This is a genomic window from Pleomorphomonas carboxyditropha (assembly GCF_002770725.1).
Classification (GTDB): domain Bacteria; phylum Pseudomonadota; class Alphaproteobacteria; order Rhizobiales; family Pleomorphomonadaceae; genus Pleomorphomonas; species Pleomorphomonas carboxyditropha.
This window is the reverse complement of sequence record NZ_NQVN01000012.1, coordinates 116,757-135,379: the sequence shown is the minus strand read 5'-3', so window position 1 is coordinate 135,379 and position 18,623 is coordinate 116,757. Positions and strand designations below refer to the sequence as shown.

Below are 18,623 nucleotides of genomic sequence, written 5' to 3'. Positions count from 1 at the left end.
GATCGGGGCGTGAGGGTGTGGTATGATGTCGTCCAGGATATGCGAGGTTCGGTCATGTCGACGCAAATGAAGAGAAAGTCCGAAGGCGGTTACGGTCGCAACCTCGAATATCCCGAGATGAGCGAGGAAGAGCGGCGGCAAAGCTGGGAAGCAATCCAAAAGCTTTGGGCGCAGGGCGGCTTTCGCTCCGATGGCCCCTATCCCAAGCGCGATGAGCTTTACGACGAAATGACGTCCGAACACGTTCGCTGATGCTCACCGTCGACACGAACGTCCTCGTCTATAGCTTCGACGATCGCGAGGCCGGCCGGCAGGCGGCGGCGCGCGAGATCATCCGCGCCTTGCGTGACCGAAACGCGCCGATCGGCTTGCAGGTGATCGGCGAGAGCTATCGCGTCCTGACCGGAAAGCTGCGGTTGCCCCGGCCGGATGTCGCGGCGGCGCTCGGTGGCTTAGCGCGGACGTGGCCGGTATTCGCGAGCGACGTCGCCACGACGTGCCGGGCGCTGGCGGAAGCCGCCGCCGGACATCTCTCCTTCTGGGATGCCAGCCTGGTCGCCGCCGCCGAGGCGGCCGGCTGCACGCATATCTTCTCCGAGGACATGGGCGACGGCTTCCGGCTCGGCCGCCTCGAAGTGGTCCATCCGTTTTCCGGCGAGGGCCTCAGCCCACGCGCCCGCGCCCTTCTCGATCTCTGAAAAAGGTCCCCTGAATGTCAGCCACCGCCTCCTCCGCCAGCTTCGTCATGGTCGGCGAACGGACCAACGTCACGGGCTCGGCGCGCTTCCGCAAGCTGATCCGCGAGGGCGACTACGCGGCGGCGCTGGCGGTGGCGCGCGACCAGGTGGAAGGCGGGGCGACGGTCATCGACGTCAACATGGACGAAGGTCTGCTCGACAGCGAAGCGGCCATGGTGACCTTCCTCAACCTCGTCGCCGCCGAGCCGGACATTGCCCGCGTGCCGGTGATGGTCGATTCATCCAAGTGGACGGTGATCGAGGCCGGCCTCAAGTGCCTGCAGGGCAAGGGCATCGTCAACTCCATCTCGCTGAAGGAAGGCGAGGAGGCGTTCATCCATCACGCCCGTCTGGTGCGCCGCTACGGCGCCGCCATGGTGGTGATGGCCTTCGACGAGACCGGCCAGGCCGACACCTACAAGCGCAAGATCGACATCTGCGCCCGCAGCTACAAGATTTTGACCGAGAAGGTCGGCGTGCTGGCCGAGGACATCATCTTCGACCCCAACATCTTCGCGGTGGCCACCGGCATCGAGGAGCACAACAACTACGGCGTCGACTTCATCGAGGCGACGCGCTGGATCAGGCAGAACCTGCCCGGCGCCCACGTGTCGGGCGGCGTCTCCAACCTTTCCTTCTCGTTCCGCGGCAACGAGCCGGTGCGCGAGGCGATGCACACCGTGTTCCTCTATCACGCCATCGCCGCCGGCATGGACTTCGGCATCGTCAATGCCGGCCAGCTCGGCGTCTACGACGAGCTCGACCCGGAACTCAGGCAGCTCTGCGAGGACGTGGTGCTCAATCGCCGGCCGGATGCCACCGAGCGCCTCGTCGACGCGGCGGGGCGTTATGCCGGCAACGGCGCCAAGGAGAAGACCGTCGACCTCGCCTGGCGCGCGCTGCCGGTGGAGAAGCGGCTGGAGCACGCGCTGGTGCACGGCATCACCGAGTTCATCGTCGAGGATACCGAGGAGGCGCGGCTTGCCGTGGCACGGCCGCTCCACGTCATCGAGGGGCCGCTGATGGCCGGCATGAACGTGGTCGGCGACCTGTTCGGCGCCGGCAAGATGTTCCTGCCGCAGGTGGTGAAATCGGCCCGCGTCATGAAGCAGGCGGTGGCCTGGCTGATGCCGTTCATGGAGAAGGAAAAGGAGGAGCTCGGCATCACCGAGGATTCCTCGGCCGGCACCGTGCTGATGGCGACGGTGAAGGGCGACGTGCACGACATCGGCAAGAACATCGTCGGCGTGGTGCTCGCCTGCAACAATTTCAAGGTGGTCGACCTCGGCGTGATGGTGCCGGCGCAGAAGATCCTCGACGCGGCGCGCGAGGTGAAGGCCGACATCATCGGCCTCAGCGGCCTGATCACCCCGTCGCTCGACGAGATGTGCCATGTGGCCGCCGAGATGGAGCGGCAGGGCTTCGAGCTGCCGCTGCTGATCGGCGGCGCCACCACCAGCCGCGTCCACACCGCCGTCAAGATCCATCCCAACTACGCGCGCGGGCAGGCGGTCTACGTGACCGACGCCAGCCGCGCCGTCGGCGTGGCGTCGTCGCTCTTGTCCGACCGCAAGGTGGTCTACATCGACGAGGTGAGGAGCGAATACGCCCGCATCGCCGAGGAGCATGCGCGCGGCCGCGAGGAGAAGCGGCGCCTTTCCATCGCCGACGCCCGCCGCAACCGCTTTGCGCCCGACTGGAAGGGCTACGCGCCGCCGAGGCCGAGCTTCCTCGGCACCCGGGTATTCGAAAGCTACGACCTCGCCGAGCTGGTGCCCTATATCGACTGGACGCCGTTCTTCTCCACCTGGGAGATGCGCGGCCGCTTCCCGCAGATCCTCGACGACGCCGTCTACGGCAAGGCGGCGCGGCCGCTCTATGAAGACGCGAGAAGCATGCTCAGGCAGATGGTCGACGAGAAGTGGCTGACGGCGCGCGCCGTGATCGGCTTCTGGCCGGCCAACAGCGTCGGCGACGACATCGAGCTTTATACCGGCGAGGACCGCAAAGAGCGGCTGGCGGTGTTCCACGGCATCCGCCAGCAGATGGCGCGCGGCACGGCGCGGGCCAATTTCTCGATCACCGACTTCGTGGCGCCCAGGGAAACCGGCCTTGCCGACTATGTCGGCGGCTTCGCCGTCAGCACCGGCTTCGGCGAGGAGGCGGTGGCCGAGCGCTTCGCCCGCGCCAATGACGACTATTCGAAGATCCTCAGCCAGTCGCTGGCCGACCGGCTCGCCGAGGCCTTCGCCGAGCGCATGCACGCCCGGGTGCGCCGCGAGTTCTGGGGCTATGCGCCGGACGAGGCGCTGACGCCGGAGGAGATCATCGGCGAACAGTATCGCGGCATCCGCCCGGCGCCCGGCTATCCGGCCCAGCCCGACCATACCGAGAAGGGCACGCTGTTCTCGCTCTTGAACGCCACCGAGGCGGTGGGCATCGAGCTCACCGAGAGCTACGCCATGTGGCCGGGCGCCGCCGTCTCCGGCCTCTATTTCAGCCACCCCGACAGCCAGTATTTCGGCGTCGGCAAGATCGACGCCGACCAGGTGGCCGACTACGCCGCCCGCAAGGGCTGGGACATGGCGACGGCCGAGAAATGGCTGGCGCCTATCCTCAACTACGAGCCGAGGCGGGCGGCGGGCTGAGGGCAACTCACGCGCCAGGGATCGAACCTGCGACCGCTTCGGTGTGAAGCGAAGGGCTCGGCTGGTTTCTTCGCAGTCGGTTTGGCTGTCCGGTCGAACTTCCGCGACGACGGCCGCTCGCCGCGCCAATGCCTTGCAAAGCCGCTCGCTTTGCTGTCATTGGCGAACTTCACGATTTTACATGATTAGTGAAGTTATTCCGATATCCAGAAATGCCGGCGAGGCCTGAGACCAGTCTGGCCGCAGCCTGTGCGCAGGCGCCATCCGGATTCGCCCGGACCGCAACCCATCCATGAAAAATCCATTTGTTAGAACGAGATCATTGATTTCGTCCGTTCCGGTTGCGCGACGCGTGCCCGTTGCTACCGACGCGCGTTCACTTTTCGAAACCGCTACGACTAAAGGCCTATGCCGTAGGTGATCATTCTGACTTCACTAATTAATGTTTTTTTGTGATGTTGAATTGCTTTTCCAGAAGGGGTGCCTCCGTGTCCGACCTGCGCTTCGCTACTCGCCTGAATTCATTCGCCTGTCGTCCGGAACTGGAGTGGCCGGGCCTCGGCGGCAAACCGTCCGTCATCCAGATAGCGAGGCGGGCGGCCAAGGTGAGCGGCCTCACGGATGTCGATCTCAACTATCCCGACCACGTGAAGGGCGAGCCGGCGGCTCTGGCGCGGCAGATTCGCGATCTCGGTCTCGAGATCAACGGCCTCGCCATGCGCTACTATTCCAACCCGGCCTTCAAGATCGGCGCCTTCACCAACCCCGATCCCGCCGTCCGCCGCGAGGCGATCGAGCTCACCAAGCGCGGCATCGACGCGGCGCGCGAGATGGGCACGTCGCTGATGACGCTGTGGCTCGGGCAGGACGGTTTCGACTACGCGTTCCAGGCCGACTATCGGCAGCTTTGGCAGGACGAGGTCGAGGGCATCCGCGAGGTCTGCGACCACGATCCGGACTGCCTCGTCAGCATCGAGTACAAGCCGAACGAGCCGCGCTCCTTCGCCGTGATGCCCGATTGCGCCACCACGCTGCTGGCCATCAGGGATGTCGACCGGCCGAACCTCGGCATCACGCTCGACCTCGCGCATGTGCTCTACGCCGACGAGCAGCCGGCCTTTGCCGCGGCGCTGGCCGCCGGCCACAGCCGCATTCTCGGCATCCACCTCAACGACGGCTACGCCAAGCGGGACGACGGCCTGATGGTGGGGGCGGTGCATCCGCTGCAAACCATCGAGCTGTTGCGCCAGATGCGCGCCGACGGCTATGGCGGCGCCATCTACTTCGACACCTTCCCCGACACCACCGGCCTCGATCCCGTTCACGAATGCGAAGTGAACATCGCCACGGTGCGGCGGATGTTCGCCGTCATGGATCGTCTCGACGGCGACGAGCGTCTCGGCAAGGCGATTGCCCGCCAGGACGCCGTTTCGGCCCTCGCCATTGTCAACGAACTCACCTTTGGCGGCGCCTGAACCCGTCGGCGCCGAGGACGGCGCCGGCTGCCCTTTTACCCGATGGGAGGATGAAGACTATGAGGACCATTTTCAGATCGACGGTCTGCGCCACGGTCGCCCTGGCGTTCATGGCCGGAGCGGCCTGGGCGGCCGAGCTTGCCCCGCTCAATTCCGACACCGAGAAGGACCGTATCGTCTGGTCCGATCTCGACGCCAAGTTCGGCCCGCTGCCGGCGCTGAAGTCCGGTCTGCGCGTCGGCGGCGTCTCCAAGACGCTGACCAACGAATACTGGCGGTCGCTCGGCGAGGGCTATCAGAAATATGCCGACAAGACCGGCGTGTCGGTGGTCTATCAGGCCGCCCAGAGCGAAGGCGATCAGCTCGGCCAGCTGACCATCGCCGAGGGCCTGATCACGCAGGGCTACGACGTGCTGCTGGTGTCGCCGCAGACCGACGCCAACCTGCAGCCGATGATGGAGCAGGCCAAGGCCGCCAACATTCCCGTCGTCAACGTCAACGACGCGGTGATACCCAGCGCCGAGCACTATGTCGGCAACGTCCAGCGCGACAACGGCGTGCGCGTCGCCCACTGGTTCATCCAGAACCGGCCGGACGGCGGCAAGGTAGCGGTGATCGAGGGCCAGGCCGGCGTTTATGCCGCCGTGCAGCGCACCGACGGCTTCAAGGCGACGATCACCGGCGAATCCGACAAGTTCGAAGTGGTCGCCTCGGTTCCCGGCAACTGGGATCGCCAGACTTCCTATGACGCGGCCACCAACATCCTGCAGCAGCATCCCGACCTCGTCGGCTTCTACTGCAACAACGACGGCATGGCCCTCGGCGTCGTCGAGGCGGTCAAGGCCGCCGGCCTTGCCGACAAGGTGGCGGTGTTCGGCACCGACGGCATCTCTGACGCCTACGCCTCGATCAAGGCCGGCGAGCTGACCGGCACCGTCGACAGCTTCCCGGTGCTGACCGGCGAGGTGGCCATGGAGACGGCGCTGCGCCTCGTTTCCGGCCAGGCCCTGCCGCGCGTCGTGTCGACGCCGCAGGCGCTGATCACCAAGGACAACGTCGCCCGCTATCAGGAGGCCGGCGACGACCTGCGCGCCGTGCTGATCGAAGACGAGAAGAAGTAAGTCTCTAAAGATGGACGCCGGCCGGCCATCCGGCCGGTGTCCACCGGAGGAAAGTATTGATGAGCCAGTCCGTGCCCCGTCTGCGCTTCGAAGGGGTGACCAAGGAATTTCCCGGCGTGCGCGCCCTTTCCGACGTCACCTTCGAGGTCGCCGCCGGCGAAATCCACGCGCTGCTCGGCGAAAACGGCGCCGGCAAGTCGACGTTGCTGCGCATCCTGTCGGGCGGGCTGCGTCCGACCGCCGGCAAGGTGCTGGTCGACGGCCGCGAACTCGTCCTGCGCAAGCCGATCCAGGCGCGTGCCGCCGGCATCGCCATGATTCACCAGGAATTGCAGCAGGTGCAGCACCTGACGGTGGCGCAGAACATGTTCCTCGGCCATCAACTGACGCGGCTCGGCGGCCTCGTCGTCGATCGCGCTGGGCAGGAGAGGCGGGCCGCCGCCGCGCTCGCCCGCATCGACCCGTCGATCGATCCGGCCGCGCCGATCCGCACGCTGAAGGTGGCGCAGCGCCAGATCGTCGAGATCGCCCGCGCGCTGCTCGACGAGGCGCGCATCATCGCCATGGACGAGCCGACGTCCAGCCTGACGCCGAGCGAGTTCGATCGCCTGGCCGAAATCGTCGCCGATCTCGCGGCCGGTGGCGTTTCCATCATCTATGTCTCGCACAAGATGGACGAGGTGTTCCGCATCGGTCACCGCGCCACCATCATGCGCGACGGCGCCGTGGTCGGAATGCGCGCCCTTGCCGGCGTCGACCAGAAGGAAATCGTCTCGCTGATGGTTGGGCGCGAACTCAGCCAGGAGCCCCACCGGTCGTTCGCGACCGACGAGGTCAAGCTGGAGGCGAACGGCCTCGGCTCGGCGGTGTCGCGGGTGCGCAACATCTCCTTCCGCCTGCACAAGGGCGAGGTGCTGGGCATCGCCGGCCTGGTCGGCTCGGGCCGCTCGGAACTGCTGCGCCTGATCGCCGGCGCCGACCGCCGCTCCGCCGGCACGCTCGCCATCGACGGCAAGCCGGTCACCTTCCGCAGCCCGCGCGAGGCGATCGCCGCCGGTGTCGGCCTCTGCCCGGAGGAGCGCAAGCGCGAGGGCATCATTCCGCTCCGCTCGATGACCAGCAACCTCGGCCTGCCGTCGCTCAAGCGCTACACGTCCGGCGGCCTGATCGCCCGGCGCAAACTCGACAAGGTGGCCGAACGGCATCTCAAGGGCGTCAACCTCCGGCCGTTCCTGCCGGACCGCCCGATCCGCCTGTTCAGCGGCGGCAACCAGCAGAAGGGCATCATCGCCCGCTGGCTGGCCGCCGACAGCCAGATCCTGCTGTTCGACGAGCCGACGCGCGGCATCGACGTCGGTGCCAAGTCGGAGATCCACGCCCTGATCGAGCGGCTGGCCTCCGAGGGGCATTCGATCATCGTCGTCTCCTCGGAGTTGCCCGAGGTGATCCGCCTGTCCGACCGCGTGCTGGTGATGCGCGAGGGCGAGCTGGCCGCCGAGCTTTCGAGCGACGGCCTCACCGAGCAGGCAATCGTCGCCCATGCCATTCCCGGCTACGCCGGCCGGTCCACCTCCCAGTCCTGACGGGTGCCCCTCATGTCGTCTCTCTCCCATGGCAATGGTGCCGAAGGTTCATCGCGGTTTGGTCTGCGCACGCTTGCCCTGCGCGATGCCGGCACGCTGATCGGCCTCGTCGTCATCCTCGCGGTCTTCGCGCTGCTCGCCCCCGGCTTCATTTCCGAGCGCAACCTTCTCAACATCCTGCAGCAGTCGAGCCTCAACGCCTGCCTCGCCCTGGGCATGACGCTGGTGATCGTGTCGGGCGGCATCGACCTCTCCGTCGGACCGACGGCGGCGCTGTCGGCCGTCATCTCCGGCTCGCTGCTGCTCTCCGGCGTGCCGGTGCCGCTGGCCATCCTGGCCGGCCTGGCGCTCGGCGCCCTCTGCGGCCTGATCAACGGCGTCTTCGTGGCGGTGGTCGGTCTGCAGCCGTTCATCGTCACGCTCGGCACGCTTTCCACCTACCGGGCGCTGGCGCTGATCTACACCGGCGGCAACCCGGTGCTCGGCATTCCCGCCGGCTATCGCGCCATCTTCAACGGCGCCGTGCTCGGCGTTCCCTCGCCGATCATCATCGTCGCCGTCGTCGCCGTGATCGCCTGGATCATCCTCAAGAAGACGCCGCTCGGCGAGTATCTCCTGGCGGTCGGCGGCAACGAGGAAGCGGCCTATATCGCCGGCGTGCCGATCGCCCTGACCAAGATCGCCGCCTACGTCATCTCCGGCTTCCTGGCGGCGCTGACCGCGTCGATCCTGATCGGCCGCCTCGGCGCCGCCGAGCCGATCCTCGGCAACCTCTGGGAGCTCGACGCCATCGCCGCCTCGGCCATCGGCGGCGCCTCGCTGATGGGCGGCAAGGGCTCGATCGTCGGCACGCTGCTCGGCGCCATCATCCTCGGCGCCATGCGCAACGGACTGACGTTGATGAACGTTCAGGCGTTCTATCAACTGCTCGCCACCGGCCTTATTATCCTCGTCGCAATGATCATCGATCGCATGACCAGGGGTAGAGGATGAACACCGGCAGTCTTGACCTGAAGTCCGTGGGTCCGCGCATCCGCATGATGATGCCGCTGTTGACGCCGCTCGAAGCCAAGGTGGTCGATACGGTGTTCGGGCTGAGGGATTTCAACGAAGACACGACGCTGAAGGAGATCGCCGGCGAGGCCGGCGTCTCCGAGGCCATGGTGGTCAAGATCACCAAGAAGCTGGGCTTCGCCGGCTTCAGGGAATTCCGCAACGCCGTCGCCCTCTACAACCAGCTTCCCACCTCGGAAATGCACCAGGAGCTGTCCCCGGACGACACCTCGGAAGAGATCATCCAGAAGGTGTTCCATACGTCGATCCACGCGCTCCAGGAAACGCTGGCCATCCTCGATGTCGCGGCCTTCGACCGGGCCGCCGACCTCATCCACCGGGCGCGGCAGCGCGACTTCTACGGCGTCGGCGGCTCGGCGCAGATCGCCCGCGACGTCGCGCACAAGTTCCTCAGGATCGGCATTCGCAGCGCCGTCTACGACGACGCCAACATGATGCTGATGTCGGCGTCGCTCCTGGGAGGCGACGACGTCGTGGTGGCCTTCTCGCACTCGGGCAACACCACCGCCGTGATCGAGGCCGTCCAGCTCGCCCGCAAGAACGGCGCCCGCTCGATCGCCGTCACCAACTACGACACCTCGCCGCTGGCCCAGATCGCCGATGTCGTCTTGTGCTCGACGGCCCAGGGCTCGCCGCTGATGGGCGAGAACGCCGCCGCCCGCATCGCCCAGCTCAACATCATGGACGCGGTGTTCGTCGCCGTCGCCCAGCGCAACTATCGCGCCGCCGAACAGAACCTCCAGCGGACCATGTCGGCCGTGAACTCCAAACGCAAAGACAGGATGCCATGACCGCCAGGCCGCTCGTGACCGTCTTCGGAAGCCTTCACTACGACATCATGGTCGACAGCCCCGACCGCCCGCGCAAGGGCGAGACGCTGGCCGGCTCGGCCTGGTTTCCGAAATGCGGCGGCAAGGGCGGCAACCAGGCGGTGGCGGCGGCCCGGGCCGGTGTTCCCGCCGCGATGATCGGCGCGGTCGGCGACGACGACTTCGGCCGGGCGCTTGTCGCCAATCTCGACAGGCGCGGCGTCGACCGGAGCCGCGTGCGCACCCTCGGCTCGGCCGGCAGCGGCATGTCGGTGGCGATCTTCGACGCCGACGGCGACTATGGCGCGGTGATCGTCTCCGGCGCCAATCTGTCGCTCGGCGAGGCCGATGTCGCCGCCGCGGCCGATCTTCTCGCCCGGACCGGCGTGCTGGTGCTGCAGAACGAGGTTCCGGACGCTGCCAACGCCGCCATCGCCGCCGCGGCGCGGGCGGCCGGCGGCCGCGTCCTGCTCAACGCCGCGCCGGCCCGGCCGCTGTCCGACGCCCTGCAGCGCCAGATCGACATATTGGTGGTCAACGCCGTCGAGGCCGCCGACGTGTCGGGCCGGGCGGTCGCCGGCCCGTCCGACGCGCTGGCGGTTGCCGCCGAACTCGCCGGACGGTTCCCCCACGTCGTGGTGACGCTCGGCGGCGACGGACTGGTCTATGCGGGCGCCGGCGAAGCGCCCTACGCCCTGCCGGCAATACCGGTCAGGCTGGTCAGCACCCACGGCGCCGGCGACGAGTTCATCGGCGTCCTGGCGGCCGGGCTGGCGCAGGGCAAAGGCATACGCGTGGCACTCGAAGCGGCAAACGCCGCCGCCGCCAAACTGGTGGCGACCCCCGAGAACGAACGCTGACGGGCCAGGCATGTCCGGGAAGAGCGTGCGGTTCTCGGGGGGGCGAGCGGACCCGCGGCTATGCCATATCACCGGCCGGCTCGGCGCGGATCATCTCGAGGCCGGTGCTGTCCAGCCCCCGGTTCTGGGCGCGGGCGAGGCGGAAGTTGTGGCCGATGCGCTCGGCGGTGGCGATGACGCCGTTGGCATCGCGCTCGTCGAACACCCGACGCGCCGTTTCGGCGAACAGCGTCAGCCAGCGCTGAAAATGCCGGTCCTCGATGTCGGGGATCATGAGGTGCGGCCGCATCGGCCGGCCGTCGTAGCGGCCCGAGCGCAGCAGCACCGACGACCAGAAGGCGCACATTTTCTCCAAGTGGGCAGGCCACTGGTTTTTCTCGATCTCGCGGCCGAAGATGGCGGCAAGGTCCGGATCGGCCATCACCTTGCCGTAGAAGCCATGGACCAGCGCGCGGATGTTGTCCTCGTCGATCGATCCCATGGGAATGCCGCGTCGCGGCGCGTCGGTTGCGGTCATGCTGTCTCCGGCTGCCGATAGAAGCTGCCGCTGATGTAATCACGCGGCTGCGTCGAGGCAAACGGGGAAGAGGCTCCTTGAAAAGAACGATCCGGCCGGGTGGAGCCGGTCGGATCGCGTTGGTCTTGTTTCACGCATCCGCTTGGTCCGAAAAGTCTGCAACTTTTCGGGCGGATGCGTCAGGTTTTTGTTTCACGCATCCGCTTGGTCCGAAAAGCCTGCAACTTTTCGGGCGGATGCTTCAGGCGGAGAGAATGTCGAGCTCGATGCCGAGCATGGCGCAGACCTTCGAGATATCCTCGATGTGGCTGCCGTAGACCGCGTGGCAGTGGTTGGCGTCGAACTTGTCGATGAACTTCCGATAGTCGAACGGCAGCTTGGCGAAGACGTGCGGCCACTCCTCGGTGGTCTCCTTCATCACCTCGTCCGGCAGCTCGACGAATTCGGCGTCGAACATGGTCATGCGATAGGCGCCGTTCTTGCGGCAGAGGCGGGCGATGGTGGCCTTGCCGGCGTGCGTCATCAGATTGACGTGGCAACCGCCGCCCGAATAGATGCCGAGGGCGGGGTAGAGCGTCGTCTTCCCGAGGTTGGCCTTGTAGTCGTCGCTGCCGGTCGCGTAGTAGGTCGATTCCGAGCCGCAGTTGCAGAACACCATGACGCCGCGCTCGGCGTCCCAGTGACGGACGTCCATGAACAGCACCGGACTGTCGGTCAAAAGCTTCAGGATCTGCATGGTCAGGCCGGCGTCGGAGTCGGCTTCGCAGGCGAAGGCCATCGGCTCCTTGGGGCCGTCCCAGTCGTAGGGATCGTTCATGAAGGCGGCGCTGATGCACTGGGTGCAATGGTGCCGGCTGAGCTCGTAGTGGCATTTGACGCCGACGAAATCGAGGCTCTTCTCGGCGGCCAGCCGCTTGGTCGCCTCGTAGTGGCGGATCTGGCGCTTGAGCTTGTCGGGCGTCAACTGGACGCCGTCGTACCTGATCTCCTTGACGTTCTCGGTGAGCCAGGCGAAAGCCTTCTCGACCTTGTCGGCCGGCACTTCCTCGGCCAGCCGGACGATTTCCGACTGGTCGACGTGCTCGACGTCGATGCCGAACTTCTGCTGCCAGTCCTGCATGCTGACGGTGGCGCTGTACATGCCGAGGCTGCGGCCGCCGACCAGTCCGTAGGTCGAGCCGCGCAGCTTGCCGACGACATGGGCAGAGCGGGCGAAGCTGACGACCTTGTCGCGCACTTCCGGGTCGTGGATGTCGCCGGCCGCCCGGAAATGCTGGATGCCGAGCTGGTTGAGCGCGCCGCCGCTCGCCAGCATCGACACCATGCCCGGCCAGTCCGGATTGAGATTGGCCATCAGCAGGCAGGGCATCTTCAGGAACTGCGCGGCGATCGCCGAGAAGTTCGGGAAGGAAAAGACGCCGTAGGAGAAGATGACGCCGTCGACGCCCTGGGCGATCATTTCGAGGGCGGTGGTCTTCGCCGTCGCCGGCGAATTGACCAGCGTCGAAGCCGTGACGAGATCCATCACGTCTAGGGCGTTCACCTCGGCGACGATGGAATCCACCTGCTTCTGCACGATCGCCTTGAGCTGTTCGTGAACCGCCGGCTCTCCGTCGGAGAAGCCGATGATGCCGATTTTCGGCCTGCTAACCATTGTTTCCTCCTGGTTCTTGCTTTTCGCTAATGAAAAAGATATTTCACATATGAATATGAAATCGGAATAGACTCCATCGACGTTCATCGGTATCGGCTTCGCCGGTGAAGTCCGGCGGATGCTGCGCGAGAGGGTTGCGATCCGGCCGCTGCCGGATAGCCGGCAAAGGCCCCGCCGCCGCGGTCGATTGACGGTGCATCGCAGGCAAGTGGCTGGTATCTGTGATTGAATCGCGCCGGGCGGGAGCGTCGGGTAGTCGCCCTTCCAGGGCGCAGAGGGAACAACGTCAAATGAACGCCAATCCGGAAGTCACCTCGGACGCCCCCGCCCTCGATCGGGGACTGAGCGTGCTGGAATACGTCGTGGAAGCCAGCCAGCCGGTCAGCATGAAGGAGCTTTCCAAGGCGCTGTCGATTCCCTCGGCCTCGGCCTTCCGCCTGATCAAGACGCTGGTGCAGCGCGGCTATCTCGACGAGATCAACCTGTCGCAGCAGTTCTACCAGCCGGGCAACAAGCTCTTCCAACTGGTCCAGTTCTACCAGCTCAACCACTCGCTCCATTCGGTGGCGCGCATGCCCTTGCTCGACCTTGCCGAGCGCACGGGGCAGACGGCGCAGCTCGCCATCCTCAAGGCCGGCTCGGTGATGTACATCGAGCAGGCGCTGCCGAAGGAGCCGGTGTCGATCGTCGCGCCGCTGCACAGCTACATCCCGATCAACGTCAGCGCCGCCGGCAAGATCATCTGTTCCTACCTGACGCCCGGCGAGCTCGAGGACGTGCTGGTTCCCGAAAATCTCCAGCGGAAGACCAGGAACACCATCTGCGACGCCAAGGCGCTGACCGAAGCCATCGGCCAGTCGCGCCAGCAGGGCTACGCCACCGACATCGAGGAGTTCGCCCGCGGCATCGGCTGCGTCGCCGGTGCCATCTGGGACAGCCACGATCGCTGCGTCGGCGCCCTCGGCGTCACCGGCCATGTCGAGCAGTACCAGGACAAGGCCAGGCGCGACCACATCGTCGCATCGGTGCTGGCCATCGCCCGGGAGGTTTCGACGCTGATGGGCTACGCCGGCAGCTATCCGCGCCCGTGAGCGACGGCCGGACGCGCCGGCGCAGCCTCTGCCGATGACGGCGGCGCGTGCCCGGACGCGATCGCCGCCTGCCGTTTGCCGATGGGTCACGACGCTTCCCCTTACTTGATGATGCCGATCTTCTTGCGGTCGATGGTGACGAACACCGAGAGGATCAGCACCAGTCCCTTGATGATGTTCTGGAAATAGGGGTCGAGGCCGATGATGTTCATGCCGTTGGACAGGATGGTGATGATCAGGGCGCCGAGAATGGTGCCCTGAATGGAGCCGACGCCGCCGGTGAGCGGCGTGCCGCCGACCACCACGGCGGCGATGGCGTCGAGTTCCAGCCCTTCGCCCAACTGAGCGGTGGCGGCCATCGATCGCGCCGCCTGCAACAGGCCGGCCAGACCGCAGAGCAGACCGACCAGGCCGAACACGGCGATCTTCACCCGCTCCACCTTGATGCCGGTCAGAAAGGCGATGCGCTCGCCGCCGCCGATGGCCCGCACCTCGCGGCCGAACACCGTCAGGTTGAGCACCACGGCCGTGACGGCGATGACGCCGATGGCGATCAGAACCGAATGGGGAACCGACAGGCTGCGGCCCGAATAGACCGTCAGGAAGGACTCGTCCTCGATGGAGATCGGCGCGCCGCGGGTGAAGTAGAGCACGACGCCGCGGTAGACCACCATGGTGCCGAGCGTGACGATGAACGAGGGCACCTTGCCCCTGGCGACGACCACCCCGTTGATGAGGCCGCTCAGAAGGCCGACGATGCAGGCCGGCACGACGGCGAACACGCCGATGCTGCCCGCCGTCACGGCGGCCACCAGCGCCGACAGCGCCACGATGGCGCCGACCGACAGGTCGATCGAGCCGGCGATGATGACGAAGGTCATGCCGAGTGCGGCGACCAGCAGCACCACCGCCTGCTGGGCGACGATCATCAGGTTGTTGAATTGCAGGAACCTCGACGAGGTGAGCGCGAAGGCCGCGCACAGCACGATCAGCAACATGATGGGGAACAGCCGCCGGACGTCGTCCGTCGTCAGCGACCGGGTCTGCGAGAGTTTCATTCTGGGGTCCTCATGTCATGTGCCGGATGAGAGCGTCCTCGGTGGCTCTCGACGGGTCTTCGATCTCGGCGGTCACGGTCCCCGCCCGCATCACCAGGATGCGGTCGCTGAGGCCGATCAGCTCGTTCAGGTCCTCGCTGACCAGGAGAATGGCCAGGCCTTTGGCCGCCGACTCGCGCAGCGACCGGTAGATTTCCAGGCGGGCGCCGACGTCGACGCCGCGGGTCGGATTGTTGAGCAGCAGGAGGCGCGGTTCGGCGGCGAGGCATTTGCCGAGCACCACCTTCTGAAGGTTGCCGCCGCTCAGCGAGGTCATCGGCGCCCGGACCGACGCCGTCTTGATGCGCAGCCTGGCGATCATGTTCGACGCCAGCTCGCCGGCCCGCCGCCGGTCGAACCAGGGGCCGCGCCGCGGCGGCCGGGCCATCACCAGATTGTCGAGCACGCTGGCGCCGACGATGGCGCCCTCGGCGGTGCGGTCGCCCGGCAGGTAGGCGACGCCTTTCTGCCAGCCCTCGGCCGGCGAGCGGGCGGCGCCGGTGTGGCTGCCGATGCGAATCTCGCCGCTGCGGATCCGCTCGACGCCGGCCACGACCTCCAGCAGCCGTTCGCCGCCGGCACCCTTGAGGCCGGCGACGCCGACGATCTCGCCCTGGCGCACGGTGAGCGACAGCGGCGCGAGGCGCGGCCCGGCGCCGACCCCGTGGAGGCTGAGGACCGCCGGACCGTCGGCCCGTTCGCCGCGCGGCGGATAGATGCCCTTGGACATGTCGCGGCCGACCATGCGGCTCTGGATTTCCTCGCGGTCGAGTTCGCCGGCCTCGAAGTCGCCGACCTTGTGCCCGTCCTTCAGGATGGTCAGCCGGTCGGCGATGGCGCCGACTTCGGCGAGGTGGTGCGACACGAAGGCGACGGCGAGGCCCTGCGACTTCAGGGCGCGCATGGCGGTCAGCACCACGTCGACCTCGCGATGGTTGAGGAAGGCGGTGGATTCGTCGAAGAAGATCGCCCGCGGTCGGGTCGACAGGGCGCGGGCGATCTCGATGCACTTCCACTGACCGAGATCGAGCGAGGCGAGCGGCCGGTTGACGGAAATGTCGGCCGAAAAGCTGTCGAGCAGCTCCTGGGCGCGCCGGGCCATGGCCCGTTCGGTCAGGAGGCCGCCGCGCCGGAAGCGGCGCAACTGGCCGACCAGGATGTTTTCGGCCACCGTCAGCGACGTGTTGATGGTGATTTCCTGGAAGACCAGCCCGACGCCGTGGGCCACCGCTTCGCCGAGCGAGGCCGGGGCGTAGGGCGCGCCGTCGATGGTCATGACGCCGGCATCCGGCCGTTCGGCGCCGCCCAGTATCTTGAGCAGGGTCGACTTGCCGGCGCCGTTCTCGCCGACCAGCGCGTGAATGGCGCCGCCGTCGAGCGTGACGGACACGTCGACCAGCGCCCGCGTGCTGCCGAAGGTGCGCGAAATGGTGTTGGCGACTATCTGCACGGCATTCGTCCGCAATGGGTGGGCGCGCCCGCGGGCGGACCGCGGGCGCGGCTGAGACGCTTACTTGCTGTAGGTCAGCTCGAAGGCGGCGGCCGGGGCATCCGGCGTGTAGGCGCGCGAATGGGCCTTGAAGTCGTAGGGCGGCACGCCCTCGGGGAAGTCGGCCTTGAACTGCGCCACCGTGTCCTTGGTGACGGGCAGCAGCTTCAGCTTGACGCTGTCCTGCTCCTTCGGCAGGTCGATGCCCTTGATCTCATCGTAGAGCATGACCAGCGCGAAGCCGCCCTGCAGCCAGTGACCGCCGATGTCGAACAACAGGTCGCCGCTCTCGACGGCGTCGACATTCTCGGGGTTGAGGTCCATGGCGACGACGAAAATGTCCTTGCCCGGCTGCTTGCCGGCATTCTTCAGCGCCGTCATCACGCCGGTAGCGGTGCCGCCGTTGGCCGCCCAGACGCCCTTGATGTCGGGGTGGCCCTGGTAGAGCGATTCGAACACGGTCTGCGACGTGTCGCGGACGAAGTTGCCGTCGACCTCGCCGGCCACCACCACCTCGGGATGGTCCTTCAGGGCATCCTCCAGGCCCTTGCGGCGGTCGATGGCGACCGACGTGCCGGCGGTGCCGTTGACGACGCCGATCACCTTCTTGCCGTTGGCGTCCGGGCTCATGGCGGCGAACAGCGCCTCGGCCATCTGGCGGCCGGCGTCCTGGTCGCTCGGGCCGACGAAGGCGAGATAGTTCGGGAAGCGATCGGTCTGCGGCGGATAGTCCGGATAGGTGTCGGTGAGGATCACCGGGATGCCGGCGTCCTTGGCGAGGGTCAGGCCGCGCGTGGCGGTGGCCCAGTAGGGGGTGAAGATGATGCCGTCGGCCGGACGGGCGACGAGATCCTCCAGCGACTTCACCATCTGGTCCGGCTTGTTGTCGGCGTTGAGCACGACGAGCTCGACGCCGAGGTCGGCGGCGCCCTTCTTCATGAAGTCGACGTAGTTGTTCCAGAACTGCGCGGCCAGCGTCGGCACGACGACGCCGATCACCGGCTTGTCCTTGGACGCCATGGCGGGCGCCGCGCCGAACAGGAGCGGGATTGCCAGGGCGGCAATCGTGTTGCGAAGGCACTTGGTCAACATGGGTTTCCTCCATTGCCGGTCTTGTTGTGCGCGTCGATCGGCCCGGCATTCGCCGATCGGCTTTGTTTCCATGGTCCGCCGCTCCTCGGCGGCGGCGGCTCGACGCCACCGCGGCGATGGCGCCTCGATGATTTCCCGGATGACGAGCGATGCCGGCCGGCGACGCGGTCATGCCGCGTGCATCACCAGACCGGCCGTGTCGTTGCCGTTCTTGAGCCTGCCGATCATATTTTGTGTGAATTTGAACACGCCCGGTGATGCGGCCTGCGGGATCAGCTCGGTCGATTCCGATGGAATCTTGTCCGGCCACTTATAGTCCTGCGCCAGCAACGCCGACGAAATCAGCGTCGATGGCACGAACAGGCATAAGCCAGGGGAGAGACGCGACGGTTTCATGGGTAGTCTCCTCCACTTATTTTTGTTCCGAATTGCGCATGGATCCGCAATCAGCACGATGGACCTCCGGCCATCGCTGTCATTCAACCGCCCGTATGTGCCTTGTACTTGGTTTCGAGAGGGAAGTGGTTACTGCCCTCCTCGACGGCAACCGCTGCTCTCTATTTCATATGTGAGAATGTTTTTTCATATGTGAAGCTACAAAGAGTTTGGGCGCTTGTCAACCGTCACTAAGTGTTGAAATGCACAGAGACGGCGGCAGACGTCGCCGTGCCTGTGACGATGCGCCGCTTTTCCGCGCAACGCGGAGTCAAGAATGGTCGGTTCGGATCATCAGGATGATAAAGTCGGGTATCCTGCGAAGGACGCGGAGGCCGGTCAGGATCTGCCGTAAATCCGCATGAAGGCGGCGACGGCCGTGTCGACCGCCTCGCGCTTGTCCCTGATGTCGGTGAGGCCGAAGAGGCGTGGTTCGGTGACGCCGGCTTCCAGGAGGCCCTTGAAGTGCTGGGCGGCGACTTCCGGCGAGGCGAGGTCGATTTCGCCGGCGGCGGCGCGCGCCTTCAGGAATTCGGTGAGGCCGGTGATGCCGCGCTGGGGGCCGAGCGCGTAGACCTCGCGGCCGAGGGTGGAGTTCTGGCCCTCGCTGAGCACGGTGCGCAGGATGGCGAGGATTTCCGGCCGGGTGACGAGATCCAGATAGAGCCGGCCGTAGCGGCGGAGAACCGAGGCGATGTCGCCTTCGGAGGCGAGCGCCGCCATGGTCTCGTCGCCGGCCTCCTCCAGCGCCGAGGTCACCGCGGTGGCGAACAACAGCTCCTTGGACTGGAAGTAGCCGTAGAGCGTCGCCTTGGAGCCGCCGAGCCGGGCCGAGATCATCGCCATGCTGGCGCGCTGGTAGCCCACCTCCTCGAACACGGCCAATGCGGCTTCGATGATGGCGTTGCGCTTCTCATCGGTCTTGGCGCGCATGCGGAATC

General features: G+C 66.5%; 16 protein-coding genes and 1 pseudogene. 10 read left to right on the top strand and 7 right to left on the bottom strand.

Annotation, left to right across the window (positions count from 1 at the left end; translation table 11 throughout):
* Positions 1–54: 54 nt before the first annotated feature.
* The 9 genes and pseudogenes from CJ014_RS17305 (at position 55) to CJ014_RS17265 (ending at position 10,307) form a co-directional block, all read left to right on the top strand.
* Positions 55–252 carry a hypothetical protein gene (locus CJ014_RS17305; protein WP_100081735.1) on the top strand — a complete coding sequence of 66 codons (198 nt, stop codon included), beginning with the start codon at positions 55–57 and terminating at the stop codon, positions 250–252.
* Positions 252–698, top strand: coding sequence for a PIN domain-containing protein (locus CJ014_RS17300; RefSeq protein ID WP_100081734.1), 447 nt, complete (start codon positions 252–254; stop codon positions 696–698). Before CJ014_RS17305 ends, CJ014_RS17300 begins: the two co-directional genes overlap by 1 nt.
* A 38-nt stretch (positions 699–736) precedes the next feature.
* Positions 737–3,385, top strand: a pseudogene (gene metH / locus CJ014_RS17295) (methionine synthase); the annotation flags it as partial.
* 488 nt (positions 3,386–3,873) lie between these two features.
* Positions 3,874–4,860 carry a sugar phosphate isomerase/epimerase family protein gene (locus CJ014_RS17290; protein ID WP_100081732.1) on the top strand — a complete coding sequence of 329 codons (987 nt, stop codon included), beginning with the start codon at positions 3,874–3,876 and terminating at the stop codon, positions 4,858–4,860.
* A gap of 59 nt (positions 4,861–4,919) precedes the next feature.
* The gene (locus CJ014_RS17285) at positions 4,920–5,981 is read left to right on the top strand and encodes a sugar ABC transporter substrate-binding protein (protein ID WP_100081731.1); all 1,062 of its coding nucleotides are present in this window, start codon (positions 4,920–4,922) and stop codon (positions 5,979–5,981) included.
* A 59-nt stretch (positions 5,982–6,040) separates the two neighbouring features.
* Positions 6,041–7,564, top strand: coding sequence for a sugar ABC transporter ATP-binding protein (locus tag CJ014_RS17280; protein WP_100081730.1), 1,524 nt, complete (start codon positions 6,041–6,043; stop codon positions 7,562–7,564).
* A 12-nt stretch (positions 7,565–7,576) separates the two neighbouring features.
* A complete protein-coding gene (locus tag CJ014_RS17275) occupies positions 7,577–8,557 on the top strand; it encodes an ABC transporter permease (protein ID WP_100081729.1) in 981 nt (326 codons plus the stop codon).
* Positions 8,554–9,429 (top strand): MurR/RpiR family transcriptional regulator, encoded by an 876-nt coding sequence (locus CJ014_RS17270; RefSeq protein ID WP_100081728.1) that lies wholly within the window; start codon positions 8,554–8,556, stop codon positions 9,427–9,429. The genes CJ014_RS17275 and CJ014_RS17270 overlap by 4 nt, the downstream gene beginning before the upstream one ends.
* Positions 9,426–10,307 (top strand): PfkB family carbohydrate kinase, encoded by an 882-nt coding sequence (locus CJ014_RS17265; RefSeq protein ID WP_100081727.1) that lies wholly within the window; start codon positions 9,426–9,428, stop codon positions 10,305–10,307. Before CJ014_RS17270 ends, CJ014_RS17265 begins: the two co-directional genes overlap by 4 nt.
* Before the next feature lie 58 nt (positions 10,308–10,365).
* On the opposite strand, the gene CJ014_RS17260 is transcribed toward CJ014_RS17265, so the two are convergent.
* Complete coding sequence (locus CJ014_RS17260; protein WP_100081726.1) at positions 10,366–10,824, bottom strand: group III truncated hemoglobin; 459 nt, start codon at positions 10,822–10,824, stop codon at positions 10,366–10,368.
* Positions 10,825–11,065: 241 nt separating this feature from the next.
* Complete coding sequence (locus CJ014_RS17255) at positions 11,066–12,478, bottom strand: L-fucose/L-arabinose isomerase family protein (protein ID WP_100081725.1); 1,413 nt, start codon at positions 12,476–12,478, stop codon at positions 11,066–11,068.
* A gap of 290 nt (positions 12,479–12,768) precedes the next feature.
* Here CJ014_RS17255 and CJ014_RS17250 point away from each other — a divergent pair, with 290 nt between their 5' ends.
* Positions 12,769–13,569 (top strand): IclR family transcriptional regulator, encoded by an 801-nt coding sequence (locus tag CJ014_RS17250; protein ID WP_100081724.1) that lies wholly within the window; start codon positions 12,769–12,771, stop codon positions 13,567–13,569.
* A gap of 101 nt (positions 13,570–13,670) precedes the next feature.
* On the opposite strand, the gene CJ014_RS17245 is transcribed toward CJ014_RS17250, so the two are convergent.
* The 5 genes from CJ014_RS17245 to CJ014_RS17225 all read right to left on the bottom strand — a co-directional run bounded on the left by CJ014_RS17245 (position 13,671) and on the right by CJ014_RS17225 (position 18,615).
* Positions 13,671–14,627: an ABC transporter permease gene (locus tag CJ014_RS17245; RefSeq protein ID WP_100081723.1), complete on the bottom strand. Its 957-nt coding sequence runs from the start codon at positions 14,625–14,627 to the stop codon at positions 13,671–13,673.
* Between the two features lie 10 nt (positions 14,628–14,637).
* Positions 14,638–16,116: a sugar ABC transporter ATP-binding protein gene (locus CJ014_RS17240; RefSeq protein WP_165790880.1), complete on the bottom strand. Its 1,479-nt coding sequence runs from the start codon at positions 16,114–16,116 to the stop codon at positions 14,638–14,640.
* Positions 16,117–16,176: 60 nt separating this feature from the next.
* Positions 16,177–17,247 (bottom strand): ABC transporter substrate-binding protein, encoded by a 1,071-nt coding sequence (locus tag CJ014_RS17235; RefSeq protein WP_165790879.1) that lies wholly within the window; start codon positions 17,245–17,247, stop codon positions 16,177–16,179.
* 168 nt (positions 17,248–17,415) lie between these two features.
* Positions 17,416–17,643, bottom strand: a complete 228-nt coding sequence (locus CJ014_RS17230; protein WP_100081720.1) for a hypothetical protein — start codon at positions 17,641–17,643, stop codon at positions 17,416–17,418.
* Positions 17,644–18,021: 378 nt separating this feature from the next.
* Positions 18,022–18,615 (bottom strand): TetR/AcrR family transcriptional regulator, encoded by a 594-nt coding sequence (locus CJ014_RS17225; protein WP_165790878.1) that lies wholly within the window; start codon positions 18,613–18,615, stop codon positions 18,022–18,024.
* Between the last annotated feature and the right edge of the window lie 8 nt (positions 18,616–18,623).

What these genes read in the sequence shown, in the direction of transcription:
- CJ014_RS17305 (WP_100081735.1), top strand. Translation starts at nt 55, where the DNA reads ATGTCGACGCAAATGAAGAGAAAGTCCGAAGGCGGTTACGGTCGCAAC.
- CJ014_RS17300 (WP_100081734.1), top strand. Translation starts at nt 252, where the DNA reads ATGCTCACCGTCGACACGAACGTCCTCGTCTATAGCTTCGACGATCGC.
- CJ014_RS17285 (WP_100081731.1), top strand. Translation starts at nt 4,920, where the DNA reads ATGAGGACCATTTTCAGATCGACGGTCTGCGCCACGGTCGCCCTGGCG.
- CJ014_RS17280 (WP_100081730.1), top strand. Translation starts at nt 6,041, where the DNA reads ATGAGCCAGTCCGTGCCCCGTCTGCGCTTCGAAGGGGTGACCAAGGAA.
- CJ014_RS17275 (WP_100081729.1), top strand. Translation starts at nt 7,577, where the DNA reads ATGTCGTCTCTCTCCCATGGCAATGGTGCCGAAGGTTCATCGCGGTTT.
- CJ014_RS17270 (WP_100081728.1), top strand. Translation starts at nt 8,554, where the DNA reads ATGAACACCGGCAGTCTTGACCTGAAGTCCGTGGGTCCGCGCATCCGC.
- CJ014_RS17265 (WP_100081727.1), top strand. Translation starts at nt 9,426, where the DNA reads ATGACCGCCAGGCCGCTCGTGACCGTCTTCGGAAGCCTTCACTACGAC.
- CJ014_RS17260 (WP_100081726.1), bottom strand. Translation starts at nt 10,824, where the DNA reads ATGACCGCAACCGACGCGCCGCGACGCGGCATTCCCATGGGATCGATC.
- CJ014_RS17255 (WP_100081725.1), bottom strand. Translation starts at nt 12,478, where the DNA reads ATGGTTAGCAGGCCGAAAATCGGCATCATCGGCTTCTCCGACGGAGAG.
- CJ014_RS17250 (WP_100081724.1), top strand. Translation starts at nt 12,769, where the DNA reads ATGAACGCCAATCCGGAAGTCACCTCGGACGCCCCCGCCCTCGATCGG.
- CJ014_RS17245 (WP_100081723.1), bottom strand. Translation starts at nt 14,627, where the DNA reads ATGAAACTCTCGCAGACCCGGTCGCTGACGACGGACGACGTCCGGCGG.
- CJ014_RS17235 (WP_165790879.1), bottom strand. Translation starts at nt 17,247, where the DNA reads ATGTTGACCAAGTGCCTTCGCAACACGATTGCCGCCCTGGCAATCCCG.
- CJ014_RS17230 (WP_100081720.1), bottom strand. Translation starts at nt 17,643, where the DNA reads ATGAAACCGTCGCGTCTCTCCCCTGGCTTATGCCTGTTCGTGCCATCG.
- CJ014_RS17225 (WP_165790878.1), bottom strand. Translation starts at nt 18,615, where the DNA reads ATGCGCGCCAAGACCGATGAGAAGCGCAACGCCATCATCGAAGCCGCA.